15 protein-coding genes and 1 riboswitch are annotated in these 17404 nt (G+C 75.6%); of the genes, 7 read left to right on the forward strand and 8 right to left on the reverse strand.

The window, feature by feature from the left end:
* The 7 genes from ACFWEG_RS09835 to ACFWEG_RS09865 form a co-directional block, all read right to left on the reverse strand.
* Positions 1-776 (reverse strand): enoyl-CoA hydratase/isomerase family protein (locus ACFWEG_RS09835; protein ID WP_387211456.1); only part of this gene is annotated, 776 nt, incomplete at its 3' end.
* A 190-nt stretch (positions 777-966) separates the two neighbouring features.
* Positions 967-1188, reverse strand: a complete 222-nt coding sequence (locus tag ACFWEG_RS09840; protein WP_387211459.1) for a helix-turn-helix domain-containing protein — start codon at positions 1186-1188, stop codon at positions 967-969.
* 392 nt (positions 1189-1580) lie between these two features.
* Positions 1581-3179 carry an ABC-F family ATP-binding cassette domain-containing protein gene (locus ACFWEG_RS09845; RefSeq protein ID WP_387211462.1) on the reverse strand — a complete coding sequence of 533 codons (1599 nt, stop codon included), beginning with the start codon at positions 3177-3179 and terminating at the stop codon, positions 1581-1583.
* 100 nt (positions 3180-3279) lie between these two features.
* Positions 3280-3957: a hypothetical protein gene (locus ACFWEG_RS09850; RefSeq protein WP_387211465.1), complete on the reverse strand. Its 678-nt coding sequence runs from the start codon at positions 3955-3957 to the stop codon at positions 3280-3282.
* Between the two features lie 115 nt (positions 3958-4072).
* Positions 4073-5464, reverse strand: a complete 1392-nt coding sequence (locus ACFWEG_RS09855) for a hypothetical protein (RefSeq protein WP_387211468.1) — start codon at positions 5462-5464, stop codon at positions 4073-4075.
* A 54-nt stretch (positions 5465-5518) separates the two neighbouring features.
* Positions 5519-6649 carry an alpha/beta hydrolase gene (locus tag ACFWEG_RS09860; protein ID WP_387211471.1) on the reverse strand — a complete coding sequence of 377 codons (1131 nt, stop codon included), beginning with the start codon at positions 6647-6649 and terminating at the stop codon, positions 5519-5521.
* 41 nt (positions 6650-6690) lie between these two features.
* Positions 6691-7515, reverse strand: a complete 825-nt coding sequence (locus tag ACFWEG_RS09865) for a class II aldolase/adducin family protein (RefSeq protein ID WP_387211474.1) — start codon at positions 7513-7515, stop codon at positions 6691-6693.
* Between the two features lie 292 nt (positions 7516-7807).
* Here ACFWEG_RS09865 and ACFWEG_RS09870 point away from each other — a divergent pair, with 292 nt between their 5' ends.
* The 7 genes from ACFWEG_RS09870 (at position 7808) to ACFWEG_RS09900 (ending at position 16640) form a co-directional block, all read left to right on the forward strand.
* Complete coding sequence (locus ACFWEG_RS09870; RefSeq protein WP_387211477.1) at positions 7808-9064, forward strand: anion permease; 1257 nt, start codon at positions 7808-7810, stop codon at positions 9062-9064.
* A 28-nt stretch (positions 9065-9092) separates the two neighbouring features.
* Positions 9093-9314, forward strand: a complete 222-nt coding sequence (locus tag ACFWEG_RS09875) for a hypothetical protein (RefSeq protein ID WP_387211480.1) — start codon at positions 9093-9095, stop codon at positions 9312-9314.
* A gap of 194 nt (positions 9315-9508) precedes the next feature.
* A riboswitch (cobalamin riboswitch) is annotated at positions 9509-9642 on the forward strand.
* 265 nt (positions 9643-9907) lie between these two features.
* Positions 9908-10867: a cobalamin biosynthesis protein gene (locus tag ACFWEG_RS09880; protein WP_387211581.1), complete on the forward strand. Its 960-nt coding sequence runs from the start codon at positions 9908-9910 to the stop codon at positions 10865-10867.
* Between the two features lie 122 nt (positions 10868-10989).
* Positions 10990-12537 (forward strand): cobyric acid synthase, encoded by a 1548-nt coding sequence (locus ACFWEG_RS09885; protein WP_387211483.1) that lies wholly within the window; start codon positions 10990-10992, stop codon positions 12535-12537.
* A gap of 64 nt (positions 12538-12601) precedes the next feature.
* Entirely contained in the window at positions 12602-14644 is a 2043-nt protein-coding gene (locus ACFWEG_RS09890; RefSeq protein WP_387211486.1) for a putative cobaltochelatase, read from the forward strand.
* Positions 14644-15249 carry a cob(I)yrinic acid a,c-diamide adenosyltransferase gene (gene cobO / locus ACFWEG_RS09895; protein ID WP_387211489.1) on the forward strand — a complete coding sequence of 202 codons (606 nt, stop codon included), beginning with the start codon at positions 14644-14646 and terminating at the stop codon, positions 15247-15249. The genes ACFWEG_RS09890 and cobO overlap by 1 nt, the downstream gene beginning before the upstream one ends.
* Positions 15243-16640 (forward strand): cobyrinate a,c-diamide synthase, encoded by a 1398-nt coding sequence (locus ACFWEG_RS09900; RefSeq protein WP_387211492.1) that lies wholly within the window; start codon positions 15243-15245, stop codon positions 16638-16640. Before cobO ends, ACFWEG_RS09900 begins: the two co-directional genes overlap by 7 nt.
* Before the next feature lie 35 nt (positions 16641-16675).
* Here ACFWEG_RS09900 and ACFWEG_RS09905 read toward each other — a convergent pair whose 3' ends face one another.
* The gene (locus ACFWEG_RS09905; protein WP_387211495.1) at positions 16676-17398 is read right to left on the reverse strand and encodes a ZIP family metal transporter; all 723 of its coding nucleotides are present in this window, start codon (positions 17396-17398) and stop codon (positions 16676-16678) included.
* Between the last annotated feature and the right edge of the window lie 6 nt (positions 17399-17404).

Raw genomic sequence — 17404 nt, forward strand, 5'->3', positions numbered from 1 at the left:
GGGCGGTGATCCGGCTCGGCACCATGGCGCTGTACGCGGTCCTCGGCGGGCTCGGCGGCGCGGTGATCGTCGAGGCCACGGCCGACGGCGCCCTGGAGCAGGGCCTTGGTCTCGACGAGGGCGTCGCGGGGGGCGGCGAGCAGCGCGCTCGCCAGGTCGCGGACGGCGTCGTCGAGCTGGTCGGCGGGGACCTTGAGGTTGGCCAGGCCGATGCGCTCGGCCTCGTCGGCGTGGACGAAGCGGCCGGTGGCGCAGATCTCGAGCGCGCGGCCGTACCCGACGAGGCCCACCAGGGGGTGGGTGCCGGTCAGGTCGGGGACGAGGCCGAGGGAGGTCTCGCGCATGGCGAACTGGGCGTCGTCGGCGACGACCCGCAGGTCGCAGGCGAGCGCGAGCTGGAAGCCCGCGCCGATGGCGTGTCCCTGGACGGCGGCGATCGAGACGATGTCGTTGCGGCGCCACCAGGTGAACGCGTCCTGGTAGGCGGCGATGGTCGCGTCGAGGTCGGCGTCCGAGCCGCGGGCGAGGTCCAGGAAGGAGGGCTCGCCGTCGAATCCCTCGGGGGTGAAGGCCTGGCGGTCGAGGCCCGCGGAGAAGGACCTGCCCTCCCCGCGCAGCACCACGACGCGTACGCGGCCCTCGATCAGCCGTCCGGCCTCGGTCAACGCCCTCCACAGCGCAGGAGACTGGGCGTTTCGCTTGGCCGGATCGGCCAGGGTCACTGTGGCGATCGTGTCATCGACGGTGAGTCGTACGCCGTCCTTGTCGAGCAGCACGGGGCGCCTCCGGTTCGTGCGGTCGTGTTCCGGGACCCCGGAACGTAAGTGACCGCACAGTAACCACCCGGCCCGTCGGGTCGACCGGCCGGGTGGCCACCGGCGTGGCCCGCTCGTCGTGGCGTACCCGTCCGAGAGGTGCTGCTGGTGGTGCCTGCTGCGCGCGGTGCTGGTCGGTGTCCGGCCGGAGTCAGGACGAGGCGGCCTTCTTGCCCCGCGTCGCACCGCCGCGTCCGCGCAGCGTGACTCCGGACTCGCTCAGCATCCGGTGCACGAATCCGTAGGAGCGGCCGGTTTCCTCGGCCAGCGCCCGGATGCTCGCACCGGAGTCGTACTTTTTCTTCAGGTCTGCCGCGAGCTTGTCGCGCGCGGTACCGGTTACCCGGCTGCCCTTCTTCAGAGTCTCGGCCACCCGTGCCTCCTCAGCGGAAGTGCGCTCTGGACTTTCATGATCGCCCCTCCCGCCCGTCCTGGCCACCCATTCGGCAAGGTCGGTGAACGCGGAGTGCGGTGCGCACAACCGGCCACCACGAGCGGAACCCTCGATTCCGACCTGGTGCGGCGCCCCGCGCGAGCGGCTGTCCGCACGAAGCGCCAGGTCAGCGGGGCGACGCCGGATCCGGGGTGCCGCAGGCAGCGAAGGGCGGTCCGCGGGAGACGCCACGCCGCGGTACGAGGCGGTATCACCCAGATGCAGCATCTCGCGTAGGCCGAATGATCCAGACGAAGTGGATCAGTACCCTCCGCCGGGAGCGGAGGGGTCCGCTCCGGGGCTCTGAACAGGACCGGGACGGGGCCCTGCGGTCAGGCGAGCGCCACCAGGTCCGCGTAGTCCGCGCCCCACAGGTCCTCGACGCCGTCGGGCAGCAGGATGATCCGCTCGGGCTGGAGCGCCTCGACCGCGCCCTCGTCGTGCGTCACGAGGACGACGGCGCCCTTGTAGGTGCGCAGCGCGCCGAGGATCTCCTCGCGGCTGGCCGGGTCGAGGTTGTTGGTGGGCTCGTCGAGCAGCAGCACGTTCGCCGAGGAGACGACCAGGGTGGCGAGCGCGAGCCGGGTCTTCTCCCCGCCGGAGAGCACCCCGGCCGGCTTGTCGACGTCGTCGCCGGAGAAGAGGAACGAGCCGAGGGTCTTGCGGACCTCGACCAGGTCGAGGTCGGGGGCGGCCGAGCGCATGTTCTCCAGGACCGTGCGGTCCGGGTCGAGCGTCTCGTGCTCCTGCGCGTAGTAGCCGAGCTTGAGGCCGTGCCCGGGGCGGACCTCGCCGGTGTCGGGATCCTCCGCGCCGCCGAGGAGGCGCAGCAGGGTGGTCTTGCCGGCGCCGTTGAGGCCGAGGATGACGACCCGGGAGCCCTTGTCGATCGCGAGGTCGACGTCGGTGAAGATCTCCAGGGAGCCGTAGGACTTCGACAGGCCCTCCGCCATCAGCGGGGTCCTCCCGCAGGGTGCGGGGTCGGGGAAGCGCAGCTTGGCGACCTTGTCGGACGCCCGCACCGACTCCAGGCCGGCCAGCAGGCGGTCGGCGCGCTTGGCCATGTTCTGCGCGGCGACGGTCTTGGTGGCCTTCGCGCGCATCTTGTCGGCCTGCGAGGTGAGGGCGGCGGCCTTCTTCTCGGCGTTCTGCCGCTCGCGCTTGCGGCGCTTCTCGTCGGCCTCGCGCTGCTGCTGGTAGAGCTTCCAGCCCATGTTGTAGACGTCGATCTGCGACCGGTTGGCGTCCAGGTAGAAGACCTTGTTGACGACCGTCTCGACCAGGTCGACGTCGTGGGAGATCACGATGAAGCCGCCGCGGTAGGACTTGAGGTAGTCGCGCAGCCAGACGATCGAGTCGGCGTCGAGGTGGTTGGTGGGCTCGTCGAGGAGCAGGGTGTCGGCGTCCGAGAACAGGATGCGGGCGAGCTCGACGCGGCGGCGCTGACCGCCGGAGAGGGTGTGCAGGGGCTGGCCGAGGACCCGGTCGGGCAGGCCGAGCGCGGCGGCGATGGTGGCCGCCTCGGACTCCGCGGCCCAGCCGCCCTTGGTGAGGAACTCGGTCTCCTGGCGCTCGTACTGCCGCATCGCCTTGTCGCGGGTGGCGCCCTGGCCGTTCGCGATCCGCTCCTCGTTGGCGCGCATCTTGCGCAGCAGCTCGTCGAGGCCGCGGGCGGAGAGGATCCGGTCGCGGGCGAGGACGTCGAGGTCGCCGGTGCGGGGGTCCTGCGGCAGGTAGCCGACCTCGCCGGAGCGGGTGATGGTGCCGCCGGCGGGGGTGCCCTCGCCGGCCAGGCACTTGGTGAGAGTGGTCTTGCCGGCGCCGTTGCGGCCGACGAGGCCGATGCGGTCGCCCTTGGCGATCCGGAAGGACGCGTTCTCGATGAGGATGCGGGCGCCGGCGCGCAGCTCGATGCCGGTTGCGGTGATCACGGGACAGACTCCTGGGCGGGAAAAGCGGACGGACGTACGGACGGGTGCGGGCGCGTCGGACGCCGTCTAATGCGCGAGGAGAATGGCCATGGGGGCAATTCTACCGGGGCGGCGCAAGCGCTTTTGCGGGTCGGACGGCCGGGGGGCCCGGTTCGTTCGCCAGCGGCCTGCGGTCCGGTGCGATCCGGCCGAGGCCGTCGACGGCGACGAGGCCGCTCTGCCAGGCGCGCCGCGGGCAGGGCTGGGCGACGATCAGCCGGCCGGCCCGGCCGAGGGTCCGGGCGGGGTCGAACGCGCAGCCCGTGCGGGCGGGCAGGGTCCAGCGGAGGTCGCCGTCCCGGGTGCGGAAGGCGACGATCCGGTCGGGGGTGACGACGGCGAGCACGGCGGCGGAGTCGACGGGGCGGAGTGCGCCGCGGGCGCTGCCGGGGACGACGCGGTGCCAGCGGACGCGGGTGCCGACGGTGTCGGTGACCATGCCGTCGCTCCAGAGCGCGAAGGCGTGGTGGGCGGCGGGGGCGACGGCGAGGGGGCGGTGGCCGGGGCGGGCGTAGGTCCAGCGGGGCCTGCCGCCCGCGTACGCCCGGACGTGCCGGCCCTCGATCCGCAGCCCGCCCGCGGGCTCGGCGGCCGCGGCCGGGTGGACGGTGAGCCGGTCGCCGTAGGGGGCCGCGCGGACGGCGTGCGCGGCGGTCAGGAGGGGGAGCAGGAGGACGGCGGCGGCCAGCGGGAGCAGGAGCCGTCGTACGGGGCCGGCGGGGGACGCGTCGTCGGACATGCGGCGCGAGCGTAGTGGGCGGGAGGGGACGGCGGGGCGCGGCACGCGTGCGGTCCCCCGAACGGGGGGTCGCGCCTCGCCGCGGGTGCCGGGACGGATTCCTGGGCGTCCGCTCTCAGCTGCCGCCGGTGTGGACCTGGAACGCCGCTCTGCGGACCGCCTTCGCGAGGGCCGGGTCGGGGTGGGCCGCGGCGATGGCGACGAGGACCTGGACGGTGCGGGGGTGGCCGACGGAGCGGACCTCGTCGAGGAGGGCGGGGACGGTGCCCTGGACCGCGGACTCGAGGTGGCGGACGAGGAGTTCGGTCTCGCCGTGGTCGGCGACGGCCGCCGCGGTGTCGACCCAGAGCCAGGTGGACTCCTCGCGGGTGAGGACCGAGGGAACGTCGTCGGGGTCGGCGCCCTCGTGCTCGGCGAGCCACATGAGGGCGTAGGGCCGCAGGCCGGGTTCGTCGACGGCGGCGCGGACCGCGGTCTCGGCGGGGGCGCCGACGACGCGCAGGGCCTCGAAGGCGAGGGCGCGCAGGAGGGCGTCCTCGCCGCGGGCGGCGCCGAGGAGGTCGGTGACGGCGCTGCCGACGGGGCGCGCGGCGAGCCAGGCGCGGTACTCGGCGCGGGCCTGGCCGGGGGTGAGCCGGGCGCAACCGAGGAGCATCGCCCCGGCGGCCTGCTCGATGTTCCCGGCGGGGCTCTGCGCGGCGACGCAGATCTGCTCCAGCTTGACCCAGACCGCCCAGCTGCCGAGCGGGGTGAGCGCGGCGCCGTCCGCGGAGAGCCGCAGCGCGCCGACGGCGGCGAGGCCGCGCAGGGCCCAGCTGAGCAGTTCGGGGAGCGCGTCGGGGTCCGTGGCGGGCACCGGGGCGGCGGGCTCCGCGGCGGCGGGTTCCGGGGCGAGCGGGCCGGGTCCGTAGGGGACCTCGCAGCGCTCGGTGCGGAGCTCGGTGACCCGCTGGTCGAGGAGGTCGAGCAGGAGCGGCAGCGGCATGGTGCCGGAGAGCTGGAGCACGGAGAGCAGCTGCGGGACGGCCTCGACGATCTCGCCGGAGACGGCGGGCGCGGTCCCGGCGGGCGCGGGGTGCACGAGCGGCCAGGCGTCGAAGAGGGCGACCCAGCCGCGCAGGACGGCGGAGTCGTCGCGGTCCCAGGCGCGCAGCCGCCAGCCGGGGCGGACGGTGCCGGCATGCAGCTCGACGAGGCCGGCGAGGCGTGCGGCGTCCCAGGCGGCGCGGACCTGCCGGGGGGTGAGGTCCAGCGCGGTGGCGGCCCGCCCGGCGTCGTCGGCGTCCAGGACGGCGTGCCCGTCGGGGGTGTCGGACCAGCGGGCGAGGCGGACCGCGTCGGCGAGGAAGAACCGTGCGAGCCGGGCCAGTTCGGCGGGGGCCGGGGTGCCCTCCGGCGGGCGGGACGCGCGCCGGGTGGTCCGGCTGGCGACCGCCTTGCGGGCGGCGGCCAGGTGCCGGGGGCGGACGATGCGGAGTCTGGAGTCGCGCGGGGTACGGGACGTCACGGGAACAGTCTTTCCCGTGACGGGCCGAAAACCCAAACGGGGTCGGGCGCCCGGTTACATCAGCGGGGTCAGGAACCGGCGCAGGGCCTCCTCGTAGGCCTGCGGGTCGGCGTTCCACATGGCGCCGTGCGGGGCGTCGGGGACGCTGTGCAGGGTGACCAGCTCGCTGCGGAGGTCGGCAAGGCGCAGCGAGCGGTCCCAGGGGGCGATGCGGTCGTCGGGGCCGTGCAGGATCAGGGTCGGGACGCGCAGGGTCGCGGGGTCGGAGACGGCCCGCAGCCGGGCGCCGTGCAGGCCGGTGCGGCCCTGGGCGGCCCGGACCGCGAGCGGCAGCAGCGGGCCCGGGGTGCGGCGGGCGGCGGCGAGCGCGCGCAGCGTGGTCTCCCAGTCCAGGACGGGCGAGTCGAGGACGAGGCCGCTGACCCGGTTGCGGAGCGCGGATCCGGCGGCGACGTGCAGGGCCATCGCGGCGCCGACGGACCAGCCGTAGAGGATGACGTCGCGGGCGCCGTTGCCGACGGCGTGGCGGACGGCGGCGTCCAGGTCGCGCCACTCGGTGTCGCCGAGGTGGGCGAGGCCGTCGGGGGACGGCGGGGCGCCGGCGTCGCCGCGGTAGGTGATGTCGAGGACCGGGAAGCGGTGGTGGTGCAGGAGGTCCATGACGACCATCGGGTGCTCCCGGGTGGTGCCGAGGCCGTGCGCGGTGATCACCCAGGTGTCGCGGTCGCCGGGCAGGTACCAGGCGGGCAGCGGGCCGAGCTCGCCGGGGACCGTGACGTTCTCGAAGTCGAGGCCGAGCGCGGTGAGCGGGTCGCCGACGTAGACCTGCGGGGTGAGGCGGACGCGGTCGCCGGGGCGCAGCGTGCCGGAGGGGACGTCCGCGAGGCGGCGCACGACGGTGTCCGCGGAGTGCGGGGCGTGCTCCATGACGGGGCCGACGACCGCGTGCACGCCGGGGCCGGTGAGGCCGTAGGTGCCGGGGCGGCGGGAGGCGAGCGAGCGGGTCAGGGCGACCTGGCCGGCGGCGGTGGCGTGGACGGTGAGCGGCGGGTCGCCCGGCAGTGCCCGTCCCGGTGGCGCCTTGAGGGCGGCGTCGCTGGCGAAGCGTCCGGCGGCGACCAGTGCGGTCGCGCCGGCGCCGATGACCGCGGTGACGGCCGCTGCCGTCGCAGTAGCTGTGCGCACCCGTCCAGTGTCGGCCCCGGGGCGGCCGACGGCCAGTGGGCCTACGCCCCGCGTGTCCCGTCGGCCGGGGGCCGCTGTCCGTAGCCGGCGAGCTTCGCGGCGGTCTCGTGGAGCTGGGCCGGGGTGAGGAGGGCGGGGGTGCGGCCGGGGACGGAGGCGGCGGTGAGCCAGAGGCGGCACATCCACTCGAGCTGGGCGGTGCGGTCGTACGCCTGGTCGAGGGTGCGGCCGACGGCGACGGTGCCGTGGTTGCCGAGCAGGCAGGCGGTGCGGTCGCGCAGCGCGTCCAGCATGTGCGCGGCGAGCTCGTCGCTGCCGTAGAGGGCGTACGGGGCGACCCGGACGGGTCCGCCGAGCGCGGCCGTCATGTAGTGCACGGGCGGGAGTTCGGGGACCAGGGTTGAGACGGCGGTGGCGTGCACGGCGTGGGTGTGGACGACCGCGCGGGCGTCGGTGTGCCGGTACACGGCGAGGTGCAGGGGCAGCTCGCTGGTCGGGGCGAGCGTGCCGTGGACGGTGCGGCCGTCGAGGTCGACGGCGAGCAGGTCGCCGGGGCCGAGCCGGTCGTAGGGGACGCCGCTGGGGGTGACGAGGACCAGGTCGCCGACCCGCGCCGAGACGTTCCCGGAGGTGCCCACGACCAGGCCGTCGGCGGCGGTCCGCCGGGCGGTGGAGACGACCTCGCCCCAGACCCGGGCGAGCGCGGCGGGCTCCGGGCCGGCGGCCGCACCGCCCGCGCGTGGTCCGGGCTCTCCGGCGCGCCCGGGGGCGTCGCCGCCCCGTCGCGCGTCCGGGGCCCTGTCCTCGGCGCGGACGGCGTCGGATCGCCCGCCGTGGGGCCGGTCGCCGCCGGTGCAGTGATCCATGTGATCGCCTCCGCGGCGATCATCCCAGCCGCGCGCCGCGGCCGTGGGGTGACGGATGTCTCGTCGGGACCTCCGACCGGTCGGAGAGGTGCGCGCCCACCCCTCCGGGAGCCCCGTGGAAGGCCCGGAACCGGCGGGTCGGGCCGATTCCGGCGGTGTTACGGTTTCACCCGGAATGTTCCGCTCCGGAGCGGAGTCACCACAACGCCCGGTCCAGTTCACCTTCCGTTCACCCAGGCTCCCTACCTTCCAGATGTCAATGACGTCGAACGATTGCCTGGGTACGAGGTAAATGGAACACATAACGCTGCTGCTCGCGATCGTGGTCGTGACAGCTCTCGTGTTCGATTTCACGAACGGTTTCCACGACACCGCCAACGCGATGGCCACCACCATCTCGACCGGCGCGATGAAGCCCAAGGCCGCGGTGGCCATGTCCGCCGTGCTGAACCTGGTCGGCGCGTTCCTCTCCGTGGAGGTCGCCAAGACGATCTCCGGCGGCCTCGTGAACGAGGACGGACTGCGGACCGAGGTCATCTTCGCCGCACTCGTCGGCGCCATTCTCTGGAACCTGCTGACCTGGCTGCTCGGCCTGCCGTCCAGCTCGTCGCACGCCCTCTACGGCGGCCTCATCGGCGCCACCATCGCCTCCGTCGGCTTCTCCGGGGTCAACGGCGACGTCGTCGTCACCAAGATCCTCCTCCCCGCGATCGCCGCGCCGATCGTCGCCGGTCTGGCCGCCACGGCCGCGACCCGGCTGACGTACAAGCTCGGCACGAACGTCGACGGGAAGACCAGCGCCAAGGGCTACAAGGCCGGCCAGATCGCGTCCGCCGGTCTCGTCTCGCTCGCCCACGGCACGAACGACGCGCAGAAGACGATGGGCGTCATCACCCTGGCCCTGGTCACCGGCGGCGTCCTCGGCGCCGACGCCGACCCGCCGCTGTGGGTCATCGTCTCCGCCGGCCTCGCCATCGCGCTCGGCACCTACCTCGGCGGCTGGCGCATCATCCGCACCATGGGCAAGGGCCTGACCGACCTCCAGCCGCAGCAGGGCTTCGCCGCCCAGACCTCCGCGGCGACCGTCATCCTCGCCTCCTCGCACCTCGGCTTCGGCCTCTCCACCACCCAGGTCTGCTCCGGCGGCGTCATGGGCGCGGGCCTCGGCCGCAAGGGCGGCGTGGTCCGCTGGTCGACCGCGACCCGGATGTTCGTCGCCTGGGGCGTCACGCTCCCGGCGGCCGGCCTGGTCGCCGCGCTCGCCGAGTCCATCGCGAAGCAGGGCTCCTGGGGCGTCGCCGTCACCGGCGCGATCCTGGTCACCGGCTGCGCCGTGATCTGGAAGCTGTCCCGCAAGGACGTCGTCGACCACAACAACGTCAACGACGTGGACGTGGAGACCGCGGAGTCCCCCGGCGTCGTCACCACGGCGATCGCCGCGGTCACGCCCCCGCCCGCCGCCCCGGTGGCCGACGCGGAGCTCTCCTCCGTCATCCCGGCCCCGTCCGACACCGCCACCGAGCCGGCCCGCCCCGGCGCCTCGGTCTGACCGGCCCGATCAGGCCAAAGGAATCAGCATGAACATCGACTGGGCAGCACTCGGCTCCGTCTTCGGGGTCAGCCTCGTGGCCACCGTCGCCCTGGTGGGCCTGTTCACCCTCGGCATCGTCGGCCTCTCCAAGAAGGAGGCGGCGAGCGAGCAGGGCGGTTCGGCCGCGCTCGCCACCACCGGCGCGTACGCGTGCTTCGCGCTCTGCGTGGCCGCCGTGTCCTACGGCATCTACCTGATCGTCGCCTGACGATCCCTCCGGCCGCCGGAGATCGGCGGCCGCGCGTGACCCCGGCCCCGCCGGGACCGCCCTCACCGGCGGTCCCCGCGGGGCCTTCGCGTGTGTCGCGGACGTCACCGCCGGTGGACGCGGTGCAGGTCAACGCGGAGTTGACGGGTGTTCGAGCAGCGTGGTGGACTGCCGGAGCCATTCACGGCGACAGCAGAGGAAGTCCGGTGCGAATCCGGCGCGGTCCCGCCACTGTCACCGGGGAGCACCCCTCCACATGAGTACGTCACGGCCCGCGCGGCGGGCTGGAAGGCCGGGGGCGGTGCCGATCCGGGGAGCCAGGAGACTCTGGTCGCCGTGTGAGAGTCGAACCAGGGCGCGGACCCTGAGTGAGGACGTTCCACGATGCCGGGCTGCGCGCCGCCAGGAGATCCCGCCCCTCTTACCGTTCCGGACACCACGACCGGCTGACGGCCGTGCGCATCGAGCACGGACGCGGCGGGTCCGGGCGCGGCATCGGGCACGTCCTCGGCCGCGGGCCCGTTCCCGGCCCTACGGCCCTGGTCGGCCGCACGCCCGTCGCCGGGAGTGCGTCCTCGGCCCGGCGCGGACGGATCACCGGGCGCGGTTACGTCGTGGGCGCGGTCGTCGGGCTGGTCGTCGACGCGGTCCTCGGCGATCCGGGCCGCGGCCACCCCGTCGCCGCGTTCGGGCGGGCCGCGCAGGCCGTCGAGCGGGTGCTGTGGCGCGACCACCGCGGGTGGGGCGCGCTGCACACCGCGGTGTGCGCGGGCGGGGCGGTCGCGGTCGGCGCTCTGGCCCGGGCCGGGGCGCGGCGCTCCCCGGTGGCCTCCGCCGCGCTGACCGGCGCGGCCGTGTGGGCGGTCGTCGGCGGCACGACGCTCGGGCGGGAGGCCCGGCAGATCGGGGCCGCGCTCGAACGCGGCGACGTCGAGGCGGCGCGGGCGCGGCTGCCGCACCTGTGCGGGCGCGACCCGCAGGCGCTGGACGCGGACGGGATCGCCCGGGCCGTCGTGGAGTCGGTCGCGGAGAACACCTCGGACGCTGTCGTCGGCGCACTGGTGTGGGGCGCGGTCGCCGGGGTGCCGGGGCTGCTGGGATTCCGCGCCGTGAACACGCTGGACGCGATGGTCGGCCACCGCTCGCCCCGGTACGCCCGCTTCGGCTGGGCCTCCGCCCGCCTCGACGACCTCGCCGGCTGGCCGGGCGCGCGCCTGACGGCCGCCCTCGCCGTCCTCGCGGGCGCCGATCCCGCCGGCGGCGTCCGCGCCTGGCGCGCCGACGCCGCCCGCCACCCCAGCCCCAACGCGGGCCCGGTCGAGGCCGCGTTCGCCGGAGCGCTCGGCGTCCGCCTCGGCGGCACGCTCGCCTACGGCGGCCGGGTGGAGCACAGGCCGGTGCTGAACGCCTCGGCACGCGCGGTCGGCGTCGCGGACGTCGAACACGCCGTACGGCTCTCCCGCCGGGTCGGCCTGCTGGCGTTCGCCGTGTCGGTGGGAGCACGAGCGGGCGTGCGCGACGTCCGGGCACGGATCAGGGAGGCACAGCGGTGAGCGGAGTCGACGGACAGGGACGCGCGCGTTCGGAGACGGGCGCGGGCCGGCAGCCCGGCGCCCGGCCGGACGGCGACGGGCCCGGCCGAGGAGTGGGTGAGGGGAGGCCGAGCAGGGGCCGCGTGCGCCGGCGCGGGGGCGGACTGCTCGTCGCCGGGACGACGTCCGACGCCGGGAAGAGCGTCGTGACCGCGGGGATCTGCCGGTGGCTGGTACGGCAGGGGGTGAAGGTCGCGCCGTTCAAGGGGCAGAACATGTCGCTGAACTCGTTCGTGACGCGCGAGGGCGCGGAGATCGGGCGGGCGCAGGCGATGCAGGCGCAGGCGGCGCGCGTGGAGCCGAGCGCGCTGATGAACCCGGTGCTGCTGAAGCCGGGGAGCGACCGCTCCAGCCAGGTTGTGCTGCTCGGGAAGCCGGTCGGCGAGCTGAGCGCGCGGGGGTTCTTCGGTGCCGGGGAGGCGGGCGCGGGGCTGCGCGGCGGGCGGCAGGAGTCGCTGCTCGGCACGGTCGTGGACTGCCTGCAGGAGCTGCGCCGCACCTACGACGCCGTGATCTGCGAGGGCGCGGGCTCGCCCGCCGAGATCAACCTGCGCCGCACCGACATCGTCAACATGGGCATCGCCCGCGCGGCGCACCTGCCCGTCGTCGTGGTCGGCGACATCGACCGCGGCGGCGTCTTCGCGTCCTTCTTCGGCACGACCGCACTGCTCGGCCCGGAGGACCAGTCGCTGCTCGCCGGCTACCTCGTCAACAAGTTCCGCGGCGACGTCTCGCTCCTGGAGCCGGGCCTGGAGATGCTGCGCGGGCTCACCGGCCGGCAGACCCTGGGTGTGCTGCCGTACGCGCACGGCCTCGGCATCGACGAGGAGGACGGCCTGCGCGTCTCGCTGCGCGGTGCGGTCCGCGAGTCGGTGGTGGCCCCGCCGGTCGGCGAGGACGTGCTGCGGGTCGCGGTCTGCGCGGTGCCGCTGATGTCGAACTTCACCGACGTGGACGCGCTCGCCGCCGAACCGGGCGTCGTGGTGCGGTTCGTGGACCGGCCCGAGGAGCTGGCCGACGCCGACCTGGTGATCGTCCCCGGCACCCGCGGGACCGTCCGCGCGCTCGCCTGGCTGCGCGAGCGCGGACTCGCGGACGCGCTGGTGAGGCGGGCCGCCGAGGGGCGGCCGGTGCTCGGCGTCTGCGGCGGGTTCCAGCTGCTCGGCGAGCGGATCGAGGACGACGTCGAGTCCCGCGCCGGCGTCGTCGAGGGGCTGGGACTGCTGCCCGTGCGGGTGCGGTTCGACCGGGAGAAGACCCTGGAGCGGCCGACCGGCGAGGCCCTCGGCGAGCGGGTCGAGGGCTACGAGATCCACCACGGCGTCGCGGAGGTGTCCGGCGGTGAGCCGTTCCTGGACGGCTGCCGGGTCGGCCCCGTGTGGGGCACCCACTGGCACGGCTCCCTGGAGAGCGACGGCTTCCGGCGCGCGTTCCTGCGCCGGGTCGCCGCCGACGCCGGCCGCCGCTTCGTCCCCGCCCCCGACACCAGCTTCGGCGCCCTGCGCGAGGAGCAGCTCGACCGGCTCGGCGACCTGATCGAGGAGCACGCCGACACGGACGCGCTGTGGCGCCTGATCGAGTCCGGCGCACCGGCCGGACTGCCGTTCGTCCCCCCGGGAGCGCCGTCGTGACCGGCCGGGCGGGAAGCCCGCCGCTCTCCGCGCCCCTGTCCCCCACTTCCGCACCGGAGGCCGCATGACCACCCCGTATCCGTTCACCGCCCTGGTCGGCCAGGACGACCTGCGGCTCGCGCTGCTGCTCAACGCGGTGTCCGCGCGCGTCGGCGGGGTGCTGGTGCGCGGCGAGAAGGGGACGGCGAAGTCGACGGCCGTCCGGGCGCTCGCCGCGCTCCTTCCCGACGTGGCCGTCGTCGTCGGCTGCCGGTTCTCCTGCGACCCCGGCGCGCCCGACCCGGCGTGCCCCGACGGCCCGCACGCCCCCGGGGCCTCCGCCGCGCGCCCGACCCGCATGGTCGAGCTGCCCGTCGGCACCTCCGAGGACCGGCTGGTCGGGTCGCTCGACATCGAACGGGCCCTGGCCGAGGGCGTGAAGGCGTACGAGCCGGGGCTGCTCGCGGCCGCGCACCGGGGGATCCTCTACGTCGACGAGGTCAACCTGCTCTCCGACCACCTCGTCGACGGGATGCTCGACGCGGCCGCGATGGGCGCGTCCTACGTCGAGCGCGAGGGCGTCTCCGTGCGGCACGCGGCGCGGTTCCTGCTCGTGGGGACGATGAACCCCGAAGAGGGCGAGCTGCGCCCGCAGTTGCTCGACCGGTTCGGGCTGACGGTCGAGGTCACGGCCTCGCGGGAGCCGGAGGAGCGGATGGAGGTCGTACGGCGGCGGCTCGCGTACGACGACGCCCCGGAGGCGTTCGCGGCCCGGTGGGCGAGCGAGGAGTCGGCGCTGCGGGAGCGGATCGTGGCCGCGCGGGCGCTGCTGCCCGAAGTGCGGCTCGGCGACGGGGTGTTGCGGCAGATCGCGGCGACCTGCGCGGCGTTCGAGGTCGATGGGATGCGCGCGGACATCGTGATGGCGCGTACCGCGACCGCGCTCGCCGCGTGGGCGGGGCGCGAGGACGTGACGTCGGACGACGTCCGGCAGGCCGCGCTGCTCGCGCTGCCCCACCGGCGGCGGCGCAACCCCTTCGACGCGCCGGGGCTCGACGAGGACAAGCTGGACGAGACGCTGGAGCGGTTCGGGGACGACGACCCGGACCCCGGTCCCGGCCCGGACGGGCCCGGTGGCGGGCGGCCGCCGGCGGAGGACGGTGACGCGCCGGCGGGGGACGAAGGCGGTGACGCGCCGGACGCCGGGCCGGACCGGCCGGAGGCGGGGTCCGGCGAGGGCTCGACGGACCCGTCGGAGGGGCCCTCCGTCCCCTCCCCCGCCCGCCCCGAACAGCCGGCCGCCGGGTCCGGGGAGCCGTTCCGCACCAAGCTCCTGAGCGTCCCCGGCACCGGCGAGGGCGCGGCCGGGCGCCGCTCCCGGGCCCGTACCGAGCACGGCCGGACGACCGGCTCCGGCCGGCCGCGCGGCGCGCTGACGAAGCTGCACCTGGCGGCGACCGTGCAGGCGGCCGCCCCGCACCAGCGGGCGCGGGGCCGCAGCGGGCCCGGGCTCGTGGTACGCCGGGACGACCTGCGGCAGGCGGCGCGGGAGGGGCGCGAGGGCAACCTCGTGCTGTTCGTCGTGGACGCGTCGGGGTCGATGGCCGCGCGCAGGCGGACGGGCGCGGTGAAGGGCGCCGTCCTGTCGCTGCTGCTGGACGCCTACCAGCGGCGGGACAAGGTGGGCCTGGTGACCTTCCGGGGCCGCGACGCCGAGGTGGTGCTGCCGCCGACCTCGTCCGTCGACGCGGCCGCCGCGCGCCTGGAGGCGCTGCCGACCGGCGGGCGCACCCCGCTGGCGGCGGGCCTGCTCACGGCGCACGACGTGCTGCGGGTGGAGCGGCTGCGGGACGCGTCGCGCAGGCCGCTGCTCGTCGTGGTCACCGACGGCCGGGCGACCGGCGGCGCGGACGCGGTCGCCCTCGCCACCCGGGCGGCGCGGCTGCACGCGGCCGAGGGGACGGCGTCCGTGGTCGTCGACTGCGAGGCGGGGCCGGTACGGCTCGGGCTCGCCGCCCGGCTCGCCCGGGAGCTCGGCGGTCCCTCGGTGACGCTGGACGAACTGCGCGCCGACAGCATCGCGGGCCTGGTCAGGGACGTACGGGACACACGAGGGAGGGCGGCCTGATGCCGCAGGGACAGCCGACGACGGTGCCGGACGACGGCCTCACCACCCGGCAGCGGCGCAACCGCCCGCTGCTGCTCGTGCACACGGGCGCGGGCAAGGGCAAGTCGACCGCGGCCTTCGGGCTCGCGCTGCGGGCGTGGAACCAGGGCTGGCCGGTCGGGGTGTTCCAGTTCGTCAAGTCCGCGAAGTGGCGGGTCGGCGAGGAGCGGGCCCTGAAGGTGCTCGGCGACTCCGGCGAGGGCGGAACGGTCGCCTGGCACAAGATGGGCGAGGGCTGGTCCTGGATCCAGCGGGACCCCGACGCCGTGCAGGACAGCGAGGAGGCCGCCCGCGAGGGCTGGGAGCAGGTCAAACGGGACCTGGCGGCCGAGACGTACAAGCTGTACGTGCTCGACGAGTTCATGTACCCGCTGAAGTGGGGCTGGATCCCGGTGGACGAGGTGGTGTCCGTGCTGCGCGAGCGGCCCGGGGCGCAGCACGTCGTCGTCACCGGGCGGAACGCGCCCGAGGCGCTGGTGGAGCTGGCGGACCTGGTGACCGACATGTCGAAGGTCAAGCACCCCATGGACGCGGGCCAGAAGGGCCAGCGGGGCATCGAGTGGTAGCGCGGATCGTCGTCGCGGCGCCGTCGTCCGGGAGCGGCAAGACGACGGTGGCGACCGGACTGATGGCCGCGTTCAGCGCGCGCGGGCTCGCCGTGTCGCCGCACAAGGTGGGCCCGGACTACATCGACCCCGGCTACCACGCGCTCGCCACCGGCCGGCCGGGGCGCAACCTCGACGCGTACATGTGCGGCCCGGAACTGGTCGGGCCGCTGTTCGCGCACGGCGCCGCCGGCTGCGACCTCGCGGTCGTCGAGGGCGTCATGGGGATGTACGACGGGGCTTCCGGACAGGGGGAGTTGGCGTCGACGGCGCACGTGGCGAAGCTGCTGCGGGCCCCGGTGGTGCTCGTCGTGGACGCGTCCGCGCAGTCGCGGTCGGTGGCCGCGCTCGTGCACGGGTTCGCGTCCTTCGACCCGCAGGTGCGGATCGGGGGCGTGATCCTCAACAAGGTGGCCTCCGACCGGCACGAGGCGCTGCTGCGGGACGCGCTGGAGGAGTGCGGGATGCCGGTGCTCGGCGCGCTGCGGCGCGTCGGGCGGGTGGCGACGCCGTCCCGGCACCTCGGGCTCGTACCGGTCGCCGAGCGGCGGGCGGACGCGGTGGCGGCGGTGGAGGGGTTGGCGGAGCAGATCCGGGCGGGGTGCGACCTGGACGCGATCCTGGCGCTGGCGCGGACGGCGGGGCGGGTGGACGGGCCGGCGTGGTCGGCTGCCGACGCGGTCGCGTCGGCGGCCGGGTCCTCCGCCGGGCCGTCCGCCGGCCCGCTCGTCGGGGCGTCGCGGGGCGCCGCCCCGGTGCGGATCGCCGTCGCGGCCGGGGCCGCGTTCACGTTCTCCTACGCCGAGCACAGCGAGCTGCTCGCCGCCGCCGGGGCCGAGGTCGTCGGCTTCGATCCCCTGCGGGACGAGGAACTGCCGGAGGGGACACGGGGGTTGGTGATCGGGGGCGGGTTCCCCGAGGTGTACGCGGCGGAGCTGTCGGGCAACGAGCCGCTGCGGAAGGCGGTCGGGGAGCTGGCCCGCTCGGGGGCGCCGGTCGCGGCGGAGTGCGCCGGGCTGCTCTACCTGGGGCGGTCGCTCGACGGGGCGCCCATGTGCGGGGTGCTGGATCTGGAGGCGCGGATGTCGGAGCGGCTGACGCTGGGCTACCGGGAGGCGGTGGCGGTCGCCGACAGCTCGCTCGCCGTGGCCGGGACGCGGCTGCGGGGGCACGAGTTCCACCGGACGGTCGTCGAGCCGGGCGCCGGGCCCGTCCCCGCGTGGGGCATGCACCGGCCCGAGCGGCGGGTGGAGGGGTTCGTGCAGGACGGGGTGCACGCGAGTTACCTGCACACGCACTGGGCGGCGCGGCCGGACGTGGCGCGGCGGTTCGTGGCGCAGTGCGGGGGATGAACGGGGCGCGGCAGTACCGGGGGCGTCGCGCCGGGTCAGCCGGCGACGCCGACCACCAGCCAGATGAAGCAGACGCCGGCGACGGTGAACAGCAGGGTGGAACGGGCCGGGTGGTCGTGGTGGGCCTCGGGGAGGATCTCGGCGGCGGCGATGTAGAGCAGCGCGCCGCCGAAGAAGCCGAGATAGCAGCCGAGGAGTTGCTCCGGCAGGGTGAACAGGAGCGTCGACGCGGCGCCGACCACGGGGGCGAGGGCGTCGGCGAACAGCATCGCGACGGCCTTGCGGCGCTCGTTCCCGTACAGGCGGGTCAGGGTGTACGTGTTGAAGCCGTCGGCGAAGTCGTGGGTGACGACGGCGAGGGCGACGGCGATGCCCATGCCGTGGTCGACCTGGAAGGCGGCGCCGATCGCGACGCCGTCCATCAGGCTGTGGCCGACCATCGCGCTCGCCGCGGTCAGGCCGACCTCGGGGACCCGTTCGCCGTCGGCCCCGTGCGCGGCCTGGCGGACCGCGAGCAGCCGCTCGACCATGTGGGCGACGAGGAAGCCGCCCACGAAGAGCAGCAGTGCGGCGGGGACCCCGAACACCTCGCCGCCGGCGCTCGCGATCGCCTCCGGGAGCAGGTCGAGGCCCACCACGCCCAGCATCAGCCCGCCGGCGAGGCCGAGCACCAGGTGCCGGCGGTCGGTGACGCGCTGCGCCGTCCAACCGCCGGCCAACGTCATCAGGAACGCGCCGATCGCCACGAGCACCGCCATGCCCCC

The organism is Streptomyces sp. NPDC060194, assembly GCF_042728285.1.
Classification (GTDB): Bacteria; Actinomycetota; Actinomycetes; order Streptomycetales; family Streptomycetaceae; genus Streptomyces.